Here is a 14,178-nt window from a genome sequence, read left to right as displayed (position 1 = left end):
TTCTTTGTCTTGCCAAAGAAAAGTAACCAAAAGAAAGGCGCTCGGATAACGCATGACTTCCCGGTGCCGTGGTGATCCAAGTGGCCCTCGCCTAAGTGTCCGCGCCAGGCGGGAACCCGGAGTGGTTCGAGCAATGGGTCTGACATCACTCGCCACCACACGGAGCGGTATACCGCCCGCTAGCTCCATCCTCGCTTCGCTCGGCTGCAAGGTTCTTCAGCCGCAATTCATGAGCCCGCGCGTCATCTGGAACGCCCACTGATCAGTTCGCCGAATCAGTGAGGCATCCGCCTGCATAGCAATGACAAATTCGATTTATTGGATCGATGTGCTACCCACCACGATTCTGGAAAACATTCGTCCAACCGCGTTGAAAAAGGGATGGGTGGACCTATCGGCCGAGCGAAGCGAGGACGGAGCCAGCGGGCGGTATACCGCTCCGTGGGGTGATGAGTGATGTCAGACCCATTGCTCGAACCACTCCGTGCTCCTGACTGGCGCGGACACTTAGGCGAGGGCCACTTTGATGACCACGGCACCGGGAAGTCATGCGTTATCCGAGCGCCTTTCTTTTGGTTACTTTTCTTTGGCAAGACAAAGAAAAGTAACCGCCGCCCCGCGCAGGGGCGACGCTAATAGACCGACACGACCTCAGGTGCTTCACACCAACAAACCGCGCACCACCAAACGACCCCAAATAAAGCCCACAAAAAAAACCACCCCCGCCGAAAGGGCAAAATACGCCGAACCATCCGCTTCCGATAGAACCCGTCGCAAATCCGCAAGACGCTTGCGTCACCCTTACCTAAACTTGATCCTGTTGAACCCTCTTACGAAACCGAAAGGAACGACCATGACGACCTCGACCGTGACCCGCCAGACATTCGACGAAGTGATGGTGCCGGTATTCTCCCCCGCGCCGTTCGTGCCGGACCGTGCAGAGGGCTCGCGCGTGTGGGACACGGCCGGCCGCGAATACGTGGATTTCGCGTGCGGCATCGCGGTGACGTCGCTGGGCCACGGCCACCCGGAACTGCTGAAGGTTCTGGACGAACAAGGCCGCAAGCTCTGGCACATCGGCAACGGCTACACGAACGAGCCGGTGCTGCGCCTCGCGAAGCGCCTCGAATCGCTGACCTTCGCCGACCGCGCGTTCTTCGCGAACTCGGGCGCCGAAGCGAACGAAGCCGCCCTGAAGCTCGCACGCCGCGTCGCATTCGACCGCCACGGCGCCGACAAATACGAAATCGTGTCGTTCGTCCAGTCGTTCCACGGCCGCACGTTCTTCACGGTCAGCGTCGGCGGCCAGCCGAAATACTCGGAAGGTTTCGGCCCGGTGCCTGAAGGCATCAAGCACCTGCCGTTCAACGACATCGAAGCCGCCAAGGCCGCGATCGGCCCGCAAACCTGCGCGGTGATCGTCGAGCCGGTGCAGGGCGAGGGCGGCGTGATCCCGGCCGATCCGGCCTTCCTGAAGGCACTGCGCGAAGCCTGCGACGCCAACGACGCACTGCTGATCTTCGACGAAGTGCAAACGGGCGTCGGCCGCACGGGCCAGTTCTACGCGTACATGGACACGGGCGTCACGCCGGACATCCTCACGACCGCGAAGGCGCTCGGCAACGGCTTCCCGATCGGCGCGATGCTGACGACGAACGAACTGGCCGCGCACTTCAAGGTCGGCGTGCACGGCACGACTTACGGCGGCAACCCGCTCGCGTCGGCGATCGCGGACAAGGTCGTCGAACTGATCGGCGACCCGGCACTCCTCGAAGGCGTGCGCGAACGCAGCGTGCGACTGAAGGGCGCGCTGGAACGCATCAACGCACGCTTCGGCATCTTCAAGGACGTCCGCGGCAAGGGCCTGCTGGTCGGCGCGGAACTCACCGCCGCATTCGACGGCCGCGCGAAGGACTTCGTCACCGCCGCCGCCGAGAACGGCCTGATCATGCTGATCGCCGGCCCGAACGTGCTGCGCTTCGTCCCGTCGCTCGTGATCCCGTTCGACCTGCTCGACGAAGGCGTGAAGCGCTTCGAGAAGGCGGTCGAGCAGGTGCTCGCGGCCCAGGAAGCCACCGCGCGCTGATCGGCGCACCCATCGCAGACAGGAACGACGATGCTATTTGTTCGCCCCGGCAAACTCACGGATCTCGATGCGCTCGCGCACATGGCGCGCACCGCGCAGCCGGTCCTGCACTCGCTGCCGCACGACCGCGCGGCGCTCGAAGCGCGCGTGGCGCTCTCCGAGGATTCGTTTCGCGCGGACGTCGATTTCGCCGGCGAGGAGTTCTACCTCTTCGTGCTCGAGGATTCGTCGACGGGCAAGCTGCTCGGCACGGCGAGCATCGTGGCCGCGGCCGGCTACTCGGAACCGTTCTACGCGTTCCGCAACGACGCACTGATCCACGCGTCGCGCGAGCTGCACGTGAACCGCAAGATCCACGCGCTCACGATGTCGCACGAGCTGACCGGCAAGAGCCGGCTGGCCGGCTTCTACGTCGATCCGTCGCTGCGCGGCGACGCGGCCGCGCACCTGATCTCGCGCGCGCGGATGATGTACATCGCCGCGAACCGCCGCCGCTTCACGCCGGAAGTGTTCACGCTGCTGCTCGGCGTGAGCGACGGCACGGGCGCATCGCCGTTCTGGGAAGCGGTGGGCCGCAAGTTCTTCGGCCGCAACTTCACCGACGTCGACATCGCGTCGGGCGGCCGCAGCCGCACGTTCATCGCGGAAGTGATGCCGGCGTATCCGCTTTACGTGCCGCTGCTGCCGGAAGCCGCGCAGCGCGTGCTCGGCGAGCCGAACGAATCGGCGCTGCTCGCGTACGACATTCATCTCGAGGAAGGCTTCGAGCCGGACCGCTTCGTCGACATCTTCGATGCGGGCCCGGTGTTGACCGCGCAGGTCGACCGCACCGCGTGCGTGAAGCACGGCGCGGAGCGCGTCGTGCGCGAAGCCGCGCACCAGCAGGGCGACGTCGCATACATAGTGTCGACGGGCAGCGGCGAATCGTTCCGCTGCGTGCTGGCCGACCTGCCGGGCGACACGGCCGACGCGCGGGGCGCCGATGCGCCGCTGGCCGGCGACGTGCGCGCGGCGCTCGATGTGAAGGAGGGTGACGTCGTGCGTTGCGTGCCGCTGCACCGCCGCGACGATGAAGACATGAAGGGAGACGCAGCATGATCGTCGTTCGGGTCGTACAAACGGGCGACGTCGACGCGCTCGTATCGCTCGCGAAGGAAACCGGGCCGGGCCTGACCACGTTCAAGCCCGATCGCGACGCGCTCGCCGCGCGCATCGAACGCACGCGCCGCACGCTCGACGGCGAGGCCGCGCCGGGCGAAGCCGGCTACTTCTTCGTGATGGAAGAATCGAAGACGGGCGACATCGCGGGCGTGTGCGGGATCGAGTCGCAGGTCGGCCTCGAGCAACCGTTCTACAACTATCGCGTGAGCACCGTCGTGCATGCGAGCCAGGAGCTCGGCGTGTGGACGCGGATGCACGCGCTGAACATCTCGCACGACCTGACGGGCTACGCGGAAGTGTGCTCGCTGTTCCTGAGCCCGCGCTATCGCACGGGCGGCGTCGGCGGCCTGCTGTCGCGCTCGCGCTTCATGTTCATCGCGCAGTTCCGCGACCGCTTTCCGGAACGCATCTGCGCGGAGCTGCGCGGCCACTTCGACGACGACGGCACGTCGCCGTTCTGGCGCGCGGTCGGTTCGCACTTCTACCAGATCGATTTCAACGCGGCCGACTACCTCAGCTCGCACGGCCGCAAGTCGTTCCTCGCGGAACTGATGCCGCGCTATCCGGTGTACGTCGACCTGCTGCCGCAGGACGCGCAGGACGCGGTCGGCCTCACGCACCGCGACACGCTGCCGGCCCGCAAGATGCTCGAGGCGGAAGGGCTGCGCTACCAGAATCACGTCGACATCTTCGACGCGGGCCCGGTGCTCGAATGCCACGTCAACGACCTGCGCACGGTGCGCGAAAGCGTCGTCGTGCCGGTCGCGATCGGCGAGCCGGACGTCGGAGACGATGCGCCGGGCGGCCATTCGCCGAAGTCGCTCGTGTCGAATACGTCGCTCGGCGATTTCCGCGTCGGCGTCGCGCCGGGCGTGGTCGCGAATGGCGCGTTCGTGCTGTCGGCCGACGATGCCGCCGCGCTCGACGTGAAGGCCGGCGATCCGGTTCGCGTGCTGCCGCTCAAAGTCAAACAGGGATAAACGAATCATGACGGAACTCTTCATCGACGGCGCCTGGGTCGCAGGCTCGGGCCCCGTCTTCGCTTCGCGCAACCCGGGCACCGACGCGATCGCATGGCAGGGCGGCAGCGCATCGGCGGCCGACGTCGACCGCGCGGTCGCGAGCGCGCGTCGCGCATTCGCCGGCTGGTCGGCACTCGATTTCGAATCGCGCTGCGCGATCGTCAAGCGCTTCGCGGCGCTGCTCACCGAGCGCAAGGAAGCGATCGCCACCGCGATCGGCCGCGAGACGGGCAAGCCGCTGTGGGAAGCGCGCACCGAAGTCGCGGCGATGGCGGCGAAGGTCGGCATCTCGATCCAGGCCTACCAGGAACGCACCGGCGAGAAGCGCCAGGACATGGCCGACGGCGTCGCGGTGCTGCGCCATCGTCCGCACGGCGTCGTCGCGGTGTTCGGCCCGTACAACTTCCCCGGCCACTTGCCGAACGGCCATATCGTGCCGGCGCTGATCGCGGGCAACACGGTCGTGTTCAAGCCGTCGGAGCTCGCGCCGGGCGTCGCGCGCGCGACGGTCGAGGTGTGGCAGGAAGCCGGGCTGCCGGCCGGCGTGCTGAACCTCGTGCAGGGCGAGAAGGACACGGGCATCGCGCTCGCGAATCATCGGCAGATCGACGGGCTGTTCTTCACCGGTAGCTCGGACACCGGCACGCTGCTGCACAAGCAGTTCGGCGGCCGTCCGGAAATCGTGCTCGCGCTCGAGATGGGCGGCAACAACCCGCTCGTGATCGGCGAAGTCGAGGACATCGACGCGGCCGTGCATCACACGATCCAGTCGGCGTTCCTGTCGGCCGGCCAGCGCTGCACGTGCGCACGCCGCATCTTCGTGCCGCAAGGCGCGTTCGGCGACCGCTTCCTCGCACGTTTCGCCGACGTCACGTCGAAGATCACGGCCGACGTGTTCGACGCCGATCCGCAACCGTTCATGGGCGCGGTGATCTCGGCCCGCGCGGCCGCGAAGCTCGTCGACGCGCAGTCGCGTCTGGTCGAGCAGGGCGCGAAGCCGATCATCGCGATGACGCAGCGCGATCCGCGCCTCGGTTTCGTGAACGCGTCGATCATCGACGTGACCGGCGTGGCGAACCTGCCCGACGAAGAGCATTTCGGCCCGCTCGCGCAGATCGTCCGCTACGCGACGTTCGACGAAGCGATCGAGCGCGCGAACGACACGGCGTTCGGCCTGTCCGCCGGCCTGCTGGCCGACGACGCGCACGCATGGGACCACTTCCGCCGCACGATCCGTGCGGGGATCGTCAACTGGAACCGCCCGACCAACGGTGCATCGTCCGCCGCACCGTTCGGCGGCACGGGCCGCTCGGGCAACCATCGGCCGAGCGCGTACTACGCGGCCGACTATTGCGCGTATCCGATGGCGTCGGTGGAAAGCGCCGAATTGACCTTGCCCGCGAGCCTGTCGCCGGGCCTGCATTTCTGATCGAGGGAACGACGATGAACGCACAAGAAGCCAATTTCGACGGACTCGTCGGCCCGACCCACAACTACGCCGGGCTGTCGTTCGGCAACGTGGCGTCGCTCAACAACGAGAAGTCGGCCGCGAACCCGAAGGCCGCCGCGAAGCAGGGGCTGCGCAAGATGAAGCAGCTCGCGGATCTCGGTTTCGCGCAAGGCGTGCTGCCGCCGCAGGAGCGCCCGTCGCTGCGCCTGTTGCGCGAGCTCGGCTTCTCCGGCAAGGACGCGGACGTGATCGCGAAGGCCGCGAAGCAGGCGCCCGAATTGCTCGCCGCGGCGAGCTCGGCGTCGGCGATGTGGACCGCGAATGCGGCCACCGTCAGCCCGTCGGCCGACACGAGCGACGGCCGCGTGCACTTCACGCCGGCCAACCTGTGCAGCAAGCTGCATCGCGCGATCGAGCACGAGGCGACGCGCCGCACGCTGTCGACGTTGTTCGCCGATCCCGCGCACTTCGCGGTGCACGAGGCGCTGACGGGCACGCCGGCACTCGGCGACGAGGGGGCCGCGAATCATACGCGCTTTTGCGCGGAATACGGCCAGCCGGGCGTCGAGTTCTTCGTGTACGGCCGCGCGGAATACCGCCGCGGCCCGGAGCCGAAGCGCTTCCCGGCGCGCCAGACCTTCGAGGCGAGCCGCGCGGTCGCGCATCGCCACGGTCTCGCCGAAACGGCGACGGTCTATGCGCAGCAGGATCCGGACGTGATCGATGCAGGCGTGTTCCACAACGACGTGATCTCGGTGGGCAACCGCGACACGCTGTTCACGCACGAGCGTGCGTTCGTCAACAAGCAGGCGATCTACGACACGCTGACGGCCACGCTCGATGTGCGCGGCGCGCGGCTGAACGTGATCGAGGTGCCCGATGCGGCCGTGAGCGTGAACGACGCGGTGACGTCGTATCTGTTCAACAGCCAGCTGCTGTCGCGCGCGGACGGCTCGCAGGTGCTCGTCGTGCCGCAGGAATGCCGCGAGAACGCGAACGTCGCCGCTTATCTGGATCAGCTCGCGGCCGGCAACGGCCCGATCCGCGACGTGCTGGTGTTCGACCTGCGCGAAAGCATGAAGAACGGCGGCGGCCCCGCGTGCCTGCGCCTGCGCGTCGTGCTGAACGAAGCCGAGCGTGCGGCCGTCACGTCGAACGTGTGGATCAACGACACGCTGTTCGCGTCGCTCGACGCGTGGATCGAAAAGCATTACCGCGATCGTCTCGCTCCGGAAGACCTCGCCGATCCGACGCTGCTCGACGAATCGCGCACGGCGCTCGACGAGCTCACGCAGATCCTGCGTGTCGGGTCGCTGTATGACTTCCAGCGCTGAGTCCCGCATGCCGGCCGCCGCGCTGCTCGACGATTTCCTCGCGTTCACGCTCGCGGGCGACGCACCGGCCGTGACGGACGGCACGTGCGCGGACGGTGCGGTGCGCTGGCAATGGCTCGGCGACGGGCTGCTCCAGCTCGAGCCGGCGATGGCCGACGGGGCCGGCGACGCGGCGAGCGTGCTCGTGTCGGCCGGCGTGCATGGCGACGAGACCGCGCCGATCGAGCTGCTGTCGATGCTCGTGCGCGATCTCGCGGCGGCCACGCTGCCGCTCGCGTGCCGATTGCTCGTCGTGCTCGGCAACGTGCCGGCGATGCGCGCGGGCGAACGCTATCTCGACGACGACCTGAACCGCCTGTTCAGCGGCCGCCACACGCAAGTGCCCGCGAGCCGCGAAGCGCCGCGCGCGGCGCAGCTCGAAGCGGCGGCCGCCGCGTTCTTCGCGGCCGCGCCGGCGGGCAGCGCGCGCTGGCACATCGACATGCACACGGCGATCCGCGCATCGGTGTTCGAGCAGTTCGCGCTGCTGCCGCACACGGGCACGCCGCCGACCCGCGCGATGATCGAATGGCTCGGCGATGCGCGCATCGCGGCCGTGCTGCTGCATACCGCGAAAGGCAATACGTATTCGCATTACACGGCCGAGCATTGCGGCACGCTCGCATGCACGCTCGAACTCGGCAAAGTGCGGCCGTTCGGCCAGAACGATCTGTCGCGCTTCGCGCCGGCGGACCGCGCGGTGCGCAAGCTCGTCTCGGGCGCGTGGGGCGGCCGTCCGTCGCGCGACATCGACCATCCGCCGTTGCCGCGCGTGTTCACCGTCATCGACCAGATCACGAAGCAGAGTGACGCGCTCGAATTGTTCGTCGCGGCCGACGTCGCGAACTTCACCGCGTTCGCGCGCGGCACCGTGCTCGCGCAGGACGGCGACTATCGCTACACGGTGCAGCACGACGAGGAGCGCATCGTGTTTCCGAATCCGACCGTGAAGCCGGGTTTGCGCGCGGGCCTGCTCGTCGTCGACACGACGCGCGAGACGCTCGCCGCACTCGTCTGACAAAAAACGGCTGCGCGCGGCTGCGGCGATCCGTCGCCCGCGCATCGTCCCGCGGCATCCCCGAATTGCGTCGACGCCCGCATGCCGCGCAGACGGCCCGCGCGTCGCGCCTTGCGTATTTGCGACATCGTCTTGCAAGTTCGACGGCGCATCCGGCCGTCATCGCGCATGCAGCGCAGCATCGTGCGCCGGCGGCCGCTTTGCCGTATCGGGCCGCGCGGATTGGTACAATCGCGGCCTTGCGGCTGTTGCGCCGCATCAAGGCGCGGCATCGGCATTGTCGTTGTCATCCGACCCTGCAATGATGCATGCGCCCGTAGTTCCGGAACATTCGAGTATCGAGGAGAACACCTGATGAAGTTGGATTGGCGTAAAGTGGCCGCGCACGCGGTAGTGGCGGCATCGGCCGTGGCGGCAGGCAGCGCGATGGCTGCGGATCTGAAGGAGATCCGGTTCGGCGTCGAGGCCTCGTACGCGCCGTTCGAATACAAGACGCCCGACGGCAAGCTGACCGGCTTCGACATCGACATCGGCAACGCGGTGTGCGCGAAGCTGAAGACGAAGTGCGTCTGGGTCGAGAACGACTTCGACGGTCTGATTCCCGCGCTGCAGGCGCGCAAGTTCGATGCGATCAACTCGGACATGACGATCACCGATCAGCGCAAGCACGCGATCGCGTTCACCGATCCGATCTACACGATTCCGAACCAGCTGATCGCGAAGCAGGGCAGCGGCCTGCTGCCGACCCCGCAAGCGCTGAAGGGCAAGCGCGTCGGCGTGCTGCAGGGCACGATCCAGGAAGCGTACGCGAAGAAGAAGTGGGCGCCGGCCGGCGTCGACGTCGTGCCGTACCAGACGCAGGACCTGGCCTACGCCGACCTGAAGTCGGGCCGTCTCGACGCGACTTTCCAGGATTCGGAAGCGGGCTCGAAGGGCTTCCTGTCGAAGCCGCAAGGCCAGGGCTTCGGCTTCGCCGGCGGCACGGTCAGCGATGCGGAGATCCTCGGCTCGGGCGTCGGTTTCGGCCTGCGCAAGAACGACGCGGCGCTGAAGACGGCGCTCGATCAGGCGCTGAAGGAACTGAAGGCCGACGGCACGATCGACAACCTCGCGAAGAAGTACTTCAGCGTGCCGGTCACGCTCAAGTAAGCGCTTCGACCCGTCGCACCATGCAGCCGGCCGCTTTCGCGGCCGGTTTGCTTTTGGGGCGCCGCTTGCGTCACGCGGGGAAGAACCGCCCCAGTTCGCGCGCGAGCTCGTTGAGCACGCTCATCTCCTGCTGCGTGATCTTGCGCGCCGGCTGCGCACCGGCCCAGTCGCCGTACAGCAGGCCGACGGTCTTCGTGCCGACGCGCACCGGCAGCAGCACGAACGCGCGCGTGTCGGGAAGCGCATCGAGATACCACGCGGGCAGGCGCTTCACCATCTTCGGGTCCTGCGCCTGCTCGATGAAGATGCCGACCGAGTTCGTGATCGCGAGATGGAACACGTCCGGCTCGAAGCGCTCGTCGAAGCACAGGCGATCGAGCGCCGCGTCGACGTCCGGGCCGAAGCCGAGCCGCGCGGCGAACGCGCCGTCTTCACGGCGCACGAACATCACGGTGCGCGTGAACGCGAGGCCCGCCAGCAGGCTTTCCGACGCGAGCGCGAGCACCGGCGTCAGCACATGCTCGGACGGCAGCGCGCGCAGGTCCGCGAGGCCGGCTTCGAGGCATGCCTCGGGATCGGGCTGCGCCCGCGCGATCGCGTCGGCGTTCGCGCGCAGCTCGACGATCTCGCGCATCACGGTGTCGCTCGCTTCCTCGCGTGCGAGCCGGTCGGCGATTTCCACCAGCGCGCCGGCGTCGATGTCCAGCTCCTGCTCGTAGTGCTGCGCGAGCACCGCGATATGCGCGTCGCGCTGCGGGCCCGCGGGCATCGCGAGCGCACCGGCGACGTCGGTCGAGCAGCGGCTCACCGCGCGCAGCCAGCGCACACGGTCGGGGCTGTCGTCGGCGCAGGCGTCGCGGGGCCGCTGGCGGTCTTCGTCGATGTCGTCCTCGTCGGCGCTGGCCGCGTGTGCGCTGCCGCCGTCGCCGTCGGCCATGCCGGCGCGGATCACGTCGGGCAGCCGCCAGCTCGCGGCGGCCTCGAGACCGATCTCGTCGAAGCCGACGCCCAGCACGTCGACGCACGCGGCCGCTTCGTCGCCGTCCAGCTCGGCGGCGCGGCGGCGGATCCGGTCCCATTCGCTGTCGAGATAGCAGACCACCAGCAGCTTGCCGACCTGACGCATCAGCGTGCAGACGACGGCTTCCTCGCCGCCGCGCAACTCGGCATGCTCGGTCAGCTTGCGGGCGACGCAGCCGGACAGCAGCGCGCGGTTCAGCTCGAGCTTCGCGTCGATGCGGCGCGGGGTGCTGTGGTGGAAATGGTCGACGAGCTTGAGCCCGACGACGAGATGGCCGACGGTGTCCATGCCGAGCACCATCAGCGCCCGCGTGACGGTCGTGATGTTGCCGCCGAACGCCATGTACATCGCGGAATTGGCGAGCCGCAGGACTTTCTGCGTGAGCGCGAAATCCGACAGCACGACGCGCACGAGCGCGGTGAAGTCGAGATCGTCGTTCTTCATCGCGGCCATCGTCGCGCGCAGCGACTCCGACAGCAGCGGGAAGTCGCCCCGTTCGTTCATCCGGGCCCACAGCTTGTCGAGCAGCGCCGTGCGGGGCAGGTGTGCGGTGATTGACATACGGATCTATCCGGTTCGCCGCGCGCGTCAGGCGGCGTGCAGGCGCAGCTGCTGCGCCTCGAAGCGCCGCGCGAGCTCCTCGGACGGCAGCGCCTGACAGACGAGCCAGCCCTGGATGTGGTTGCAGCCCATCTCGGTCAGCAGCTCGCGCTGCGCCTCGGTCTCGACGCCTTCCGCGACGAGCTCGAGATCGAGCGTTTGCGCGAGGCCGACCACCGCCGACACGATCGCGCGATCGTTGCGCGACGTCAGCAGGTTCTCGACGAAGCTGCGGTCGATCTTCAGCTTCGCGAGCGGGAAGCGCTGCAGGTACGCAAGGCTCGAATAGCCGGTACCGAAATCGTCGATCGCGAAGCGGATGCCGAGCGCGGTCAGCTCCTCGAGCAGCCCCTTCGCCTGCACGGGATCGTGCATCAGCAGGCTTTCGGTGATTTCCAGCACGATGCGGCGCGGGTCGATGCCCGTCAGCGCGATCGCCTCGCGCACGCTTTGCGTGAAGCGCGGGTCGCGGAACTGCTGCGGCGACACGTTGACCGCCACGTACTGCAGCGCGAGCCCCTGGCGATCCCAGGCGACGAGCTGCATGCACGCGGCCTTGAGCACCCAGTTGCCGAGATAGTTGATGAGGCCGATCGATTCGGCGAGCGGAATGAAGGTCGCCGGCGGCACGAGGCCGTGCACCGGATGGCGCCAGCGGATCAGCGCCTCCACGCCGTCCACCGCCCCCGACTGGCTGCGCGTGATCGGCTGGAAGTGCAGCGAAAACTCGCCGTTGCGCACGCCGTCGTACAGGTCGGCCTCGAGCTTCAGCCGTTCCGCGTCGGCCGGATCGTCGACCGGTTCATGGAACGCGAGCGCATTGCCGCCGGACGCCTTTGCCTGCGCGAGCGCATGGTCGGCGCGGCGCAGCAGCGGGCTGTGATGCTGCGCGCGATGGGGCGCGGCGCGCTCGTCCGGGTACAGCGCGATGCCGATGCTCGCGGACAAGTGGACGGTCTGCCCCTGATACGCGTAAGGTTCGCGCACCGCGGCCTGCAGCCGGCGCGCGAGCGCGTCGGCGGCATTGCTCGCGCGCGTGCGGTCCGGCGCGGTGAACACGATCGCGAACTTGTCGCTCGCGACGCGCGCGAGCTGTTCGCCGGGTGCGACGAGCGCCTGCAGCCGCTGCGCGGTGTCGCGCAGCAGCGTGTCGCCGGCGTCGTAGCCGAGCGCGCGGTTGATGCGCTGGTAGTCGTCGAGGTCGAGCAGGAGCAGCGCCGCGCAGGTGCCGCTTTCGTCCGCGGCCTGCTGCGCGCGCATCAGCGCGGGCACGAGCGCGGACAGATTGTCGAGCCCCGTCATCGGATCGTGGTGCATCTCGTACGTCAGGCGCGCCTCGAGCGCGCGCCAGGCCGACACGTCGAACGCCGCGATCGCGAAGCCGTCGACGCCGTGGTGGCGGCTCTTGAACGCGCGGATCTCGACGTCGAGCGGGTAGGTGAGCGACTTGACGATGCACATCGTCGCCTTCTCGACCTGGCCGGAACGCGCGGCGCGCGCAAGCAGGCCTTCGAGCACCGAGGTATCCTGTTCCGCGATCAGGTCGCGCAGCGTCAGCGTGTGCAGGTAGTCGCGGTGATAACCGATGAAGCGCAGGCTCGCATCGGACACGTACAGAAAGCGCAGCTCGCGATCGACATGGGCGAGGAAATCCACCGTGCCGACCGTCTGTTCCAGCCAGTTGCGCACGGTGTCGTCGCGGCGCGGCGCGCCGGCGCGCGCAGGCATCAGCGCGCCGCCCGACCAGGCGAAGCGGCGCAGCGTATGCAAGGCATTGCGCCAGGAGCCCTTGCGTGGCGTCTGTTTCCTGTTGGCTTCCATGTATCTCGCTGACGTGAAGGGCTGGAACCGGCTGTCCGGAAGGAATAACGGCAGACTGCGCGGAATCTTTAACCGGCCGGCCGCGGCTGGCGCTGCCGCCGGGCCGGGTCGTGCACACCGGCGTTCGACAGGCGAACGCCGGTATGGCCTACATCGAGGCTGACTTTATAAGAAATGAGGACGCAGATGAAGCGAAAACTGTTGGTGGGTGGCGCGGCGGCGCTGCTGGTGGCCGGCCATGCGCTGGTCGCGCAGGCGCAACTGAAGCCGGGCGACGCGGCGCCCGATTTCACGACGCAGGCGTCGCTGGGCGGCAAGACTTACACGTACTCGCTGGCCGATGCGTTGAAGCACGGGCCGGCCGTGCTGTACTTCTACCCGGCCGCGTTCACGAAGGGTTGCACCATCGAGGCGCATGCGTTCGCGGATGCCGTCGATCGTTACAAGGCTTACGGCGCGACGGTGATCGGCGTATCCGCGGACAACATCGACACGCTGACGAAGTTCTCGGTGAGCGAGTGCCGCAGCAAGTTCCCGGTCGCGGCCGATCCGGATGCGAAGATCATCCGCGAATACGACGCGAAGCTGCCCGCGCTCGATCGGGCGAACCGCGTGTCCTACGTGATTTCGCCGGAGGGGAAGGTGCTGTACGAATACACGAGCCTGTCGCCCGACAAGCACGTCGAGAACACGCTCGGCGCGGTGAAGGCGTGGGCCGATACGCATCCGAAGCAGTAAGCCGGACGCGGCAAGCGTGCAGTAAAGCGGCCCGCATCGCGGGCCGCCGGCACGACGAAATGCGCCGCCCCGTGGCGGCCCGGGCGTGCGTTACGCGCGCAACGCCTGTTCGATCGGCACGCTGCCGCCGACGAAGCCGATGACCTTGCGCGAAATGCCGAGCTTGATCGCCTCCATCGCGGCCCATGCGACATCCTGGCGTGACACCGGCGGCGCCGGGTCGAGCGGCTCCTCGGTCAGCGCAATCTTGCCGACGCCCGGGCCGTCCGCGAGCGGGCCGGGGCGCAGGATCACATAGTCGATGCCCGATGCGATCACGCGCTCGTCGCCTTCGCGCTTCATCCGCGAATAGTGGCGCAGCGCGTCGCCGCTGCGCTCCGGCCAGTACGCGCTCAGCGAACTGATCACGACCAGCTTCTGCACGTTGTAGGCGAGCGCATGCTCGGCCGTGCGCGCGACCGCGTCGCGGTCGATCTGCTCCTCTTCGGCGGCGCCTTCCGATTCCGCCGAGCCGGCCGCGTAGATCACGTGCGTGATGCCCTGGAACGCGTGCGAGAAATCGCCCGTCAGATCGGCCTCGACGACCTTCGCGCCCGGCAGCGCATAGCCGTGCCGGCGCACCAGCGCAGTCACCTCGAATTCCGGCTGCTCGAGCAGCAGATCCGCGCAGGCCCGACCCGTGCGGCCGGTCGCGCCAATCAGCAATACCTTCGTCGTCATGAAACCGCTCCTTGCGCGA

General features: G+C 67.9%; 11 protein-coding genes. 8 read left to right on the top strand and 3 right to left on the bottom strand.

Annotation, left to right across the window (positions count from 1 at the left end; all coding sequences use genetic code 11):
* Positions 1–853: 853 nt before the first annotated feature.
* The 7 genes from ACV22V_RS22840 to ACV22V_RS22810 all read left to right on the top strand — a co-directional run bounded on the left by ACV22V_RS22840 (position 854) and on the right by ACV22V_RS22810 (position 9,259).
* Positions 854–2,086: an aspartate aminotransferase family protein gene (locus ACV22V_RS22840; RefSeq protein ID WP_059523648.1), complete on the top strand. Its 1,233-nt coding sequence runs from the start codon at positions 854–856 to the stop codon at positions 2,084–2,086.
* 30 nt (positions 2,087–2,116) lie between these two features.
* A complete protein-coding gene (gene aruF / locus ACV22V_RS22835) occupies positions 2,117–3,184 on the top strand; it encodes an arginine/ornithine succinyltransferase subunit alpha (protein ID WP_448015616.1) in 1,068 nt (355 codons plus the stop codon).
* Positions 3,181–4,227: an arginine N-succinyltransferase gene (gene astA / locus ACV22V_RS22830; RefSeq protein WP_059523644.1), complete on the top strand. Its 1,047-nt coding sequence runs from the start codon at positions 3,181–3,183 to the stop codon at positions 4,225–4,227. Before aruF ends, astA begins: the two co-directional genes overlap by 4 nt.
* Before the next feature lie 7 nt (positions 4,228–4,234).
* Complete coding sequence (gene astD / locus ACV22V_RS22825; RefSeq protein ID WP_448015615.1) at positions 4,235–5,698, top strand: succinylglutamate-semialdehyde dehydrogenase; 1,464 nt, start codon at positions 4,235–4,237, stop codon at positions 5,696–5,698.
* A gap of 14 nt (positions 5,699–5,712) precedes the next feature.
* Entirely contained in the window at positions 5,713–7,053 is a 1,341-nt protein-coding gene (gene astB / locus ACV22V_RS22820; RefSeq protein WP_448015614.1) for an N-succinylarginine dihydrolase, read from the top strand.
* 7 nt (positions 7,054–7,060) lie between these two features.
* Positions 7,061–8,110 (top strand): succinylglutamate desuccinylase, encoded by a 1,050-nt coding sequence (gene astE / locus ACV22V_RS22815; protein WP_448015619.1) that lies wholly within the window; start codon positions 7,061–7,063, stop codon positions 8,108–8,110.
* Positions 8,111–8,464: 354 nt separating this feature from the next.
* The gene (locus ACV22V_RS22810) at positions 8,465–9,259 is read left to right on the top strand and encodes an ABC transporter substrate-binding protein (protein ID WP_059467138.1); all 795 of its coding nucleotides are present in this window, start codon (positions 8,465–8,467) and stop codon (positions 9,257–9,259) included.
* 70 nt (positions 9,260–9,329) lie between these two features.
* Here the strand turns inward: ACV22V_RS22810 and ACV22V_RS22805 are convergent, their stop codons facing one another.
* Positions 9,330–10,841 (bottom strand): HDOD domain-containing protein, encoded by a 1,512-nt coding sequence (locus tag ACV22V_RS22805; RefSeq protein WP_448015613.1) that lies wholly within the window; start codon positions 10,839–10,841, stop codon positions 9,330–9,332.
* Positions 10,842–10,868: 27 nt separating this feature from the next.
* Entirely contained in the window at positions 10,869–12,608 is a 1,740-nt protein-coding gene (cdpA, locus tag ACV22V_RS22800; RefSeq protein WP_218921278.1) for a putative bifunctional diguanylate cyclase/phosphodiesterase, read from the bottom strand.
* Positions 12,609–12,887: 279 nt separating this feature from the next.
* On the opposite strand from cdpA, the gene ACV22V_RS22795 reads away from it, so the two are divergent.
* Complete coding sequence (locus ACV22V_RS22795) at positions 12,888–13,439, top strand: peroxiredoxin (protein ID WP_448015612.1); 552 nt, start codon at positions 12,888–12,890, stop codon at positions 13,437–13,439.
* 90 nt (positions 13,440–13,529) lie between these two features.
* Here ACV22V_RS22795 and ACV22V_RS22790 read toward each other — a convergent pair whose 3' ends face one another.
* Positions 13,530–14,159, bottom strand: coding sequence for an SDR family oxidoreductase (locus ACV22V_RS22790; protein ID WP_059702160.1), 630 nt, complete (start codon positions 14,157–14,159; stop codon positions 13,530–13,532).
* Between the last annotated feature and the right edge of the window lie 19 nt (positions 14,160–14,178).

This window comes from Burkholderia sp. AW33-5, from assembly GCF_053427615.1.
Note: the sequence above shows the minus strand (reverse complement) of the source record. Positions and strands in the feature narration are given on the sequence as shown.

What these genes read in the sequence shown, in the direction of transcription:
- ACV22V_RS22840 (WP_059523648.1), top strand. Translation starts at nt 854, where the DNA reads ATGACGACCTCGACCGTGACCCGCCAGACATTCGACGAAGTGATGGTG.
- aruF (WP_448015616.1), top strand. Translation starts at nt 2,117, where the DNA reads ATGCTATTTGTTCGCCCCGGCAAACTCACGGATCTCGATGCGCTCGCG.
- astA (WP_059523644.1), top strand. Translation starts at nt 3,181, where the DNA reads ATGATCGTCGTTCGGGTCGTACAAACGGGCGACGTCGACGCGCTCGTA.
- astD (WP_448015615.1), top strand. Translation starts at nt 4,235, where the DNA reads ATGACGGAACTCTTCATCGACGGCGCCTGGGTCGCAGGCTCGGGCCCC.
- astB (WP_448015614.1), top strand. Translation starts at nt 5,713, where the DNA reads ATGAACGCACAAGAAGCCAATTTCGACGGACTCGTCGGCCCGACCCAC.
- astE (WP_448015619.1), top strand. Translation starts at nt 7,061, where the DNA reads ATGCCGGCCGCCGCGCTGCTCGACGATTTCCTCGCGTTCACGCTCGCG.
- ACV22V_RS22810 (WP_059467138.1), top strand. Translation starts at nt 8,465, where the DNA reads ATGAAGTTGGATTGGCGTAAAGTGGCCGCGCACGCGGTAGTGGCGGCA.
- ACV22V_RS22805 (WP_448015613.1), bottom strand. Translation starts at nt 10,841, where the DNA reads ATGTCAATCACCGCACACCTGCCCCGCACGGCGCTGCTCGACAAGCTG.
- cdpA (WP_218921278.1), bottom strand. Translation starts at nt 12,608, where the DNA reads ATGCCTGCGCGCGCCGGCGCGCCGCGCCGCGACGACACCGTGCGCAAC.
- ACV22V_RS22795 (WP_448015612.1), top strand. Translation starts at nt 12,888, where the DNA reads ATGAAGCGAAAACTGTTGGTGGGTGGCGCGGCGGCGCTGCTGGTGGCC.
- ACV22V_RS22790 (WP_059702160.1), bottom strand. Translation starts at nt 14,159, where the DNA reads ATGACGACGAAGGTATTGCTGATTGGCGCGACCGGCCGCACGGGTCGG.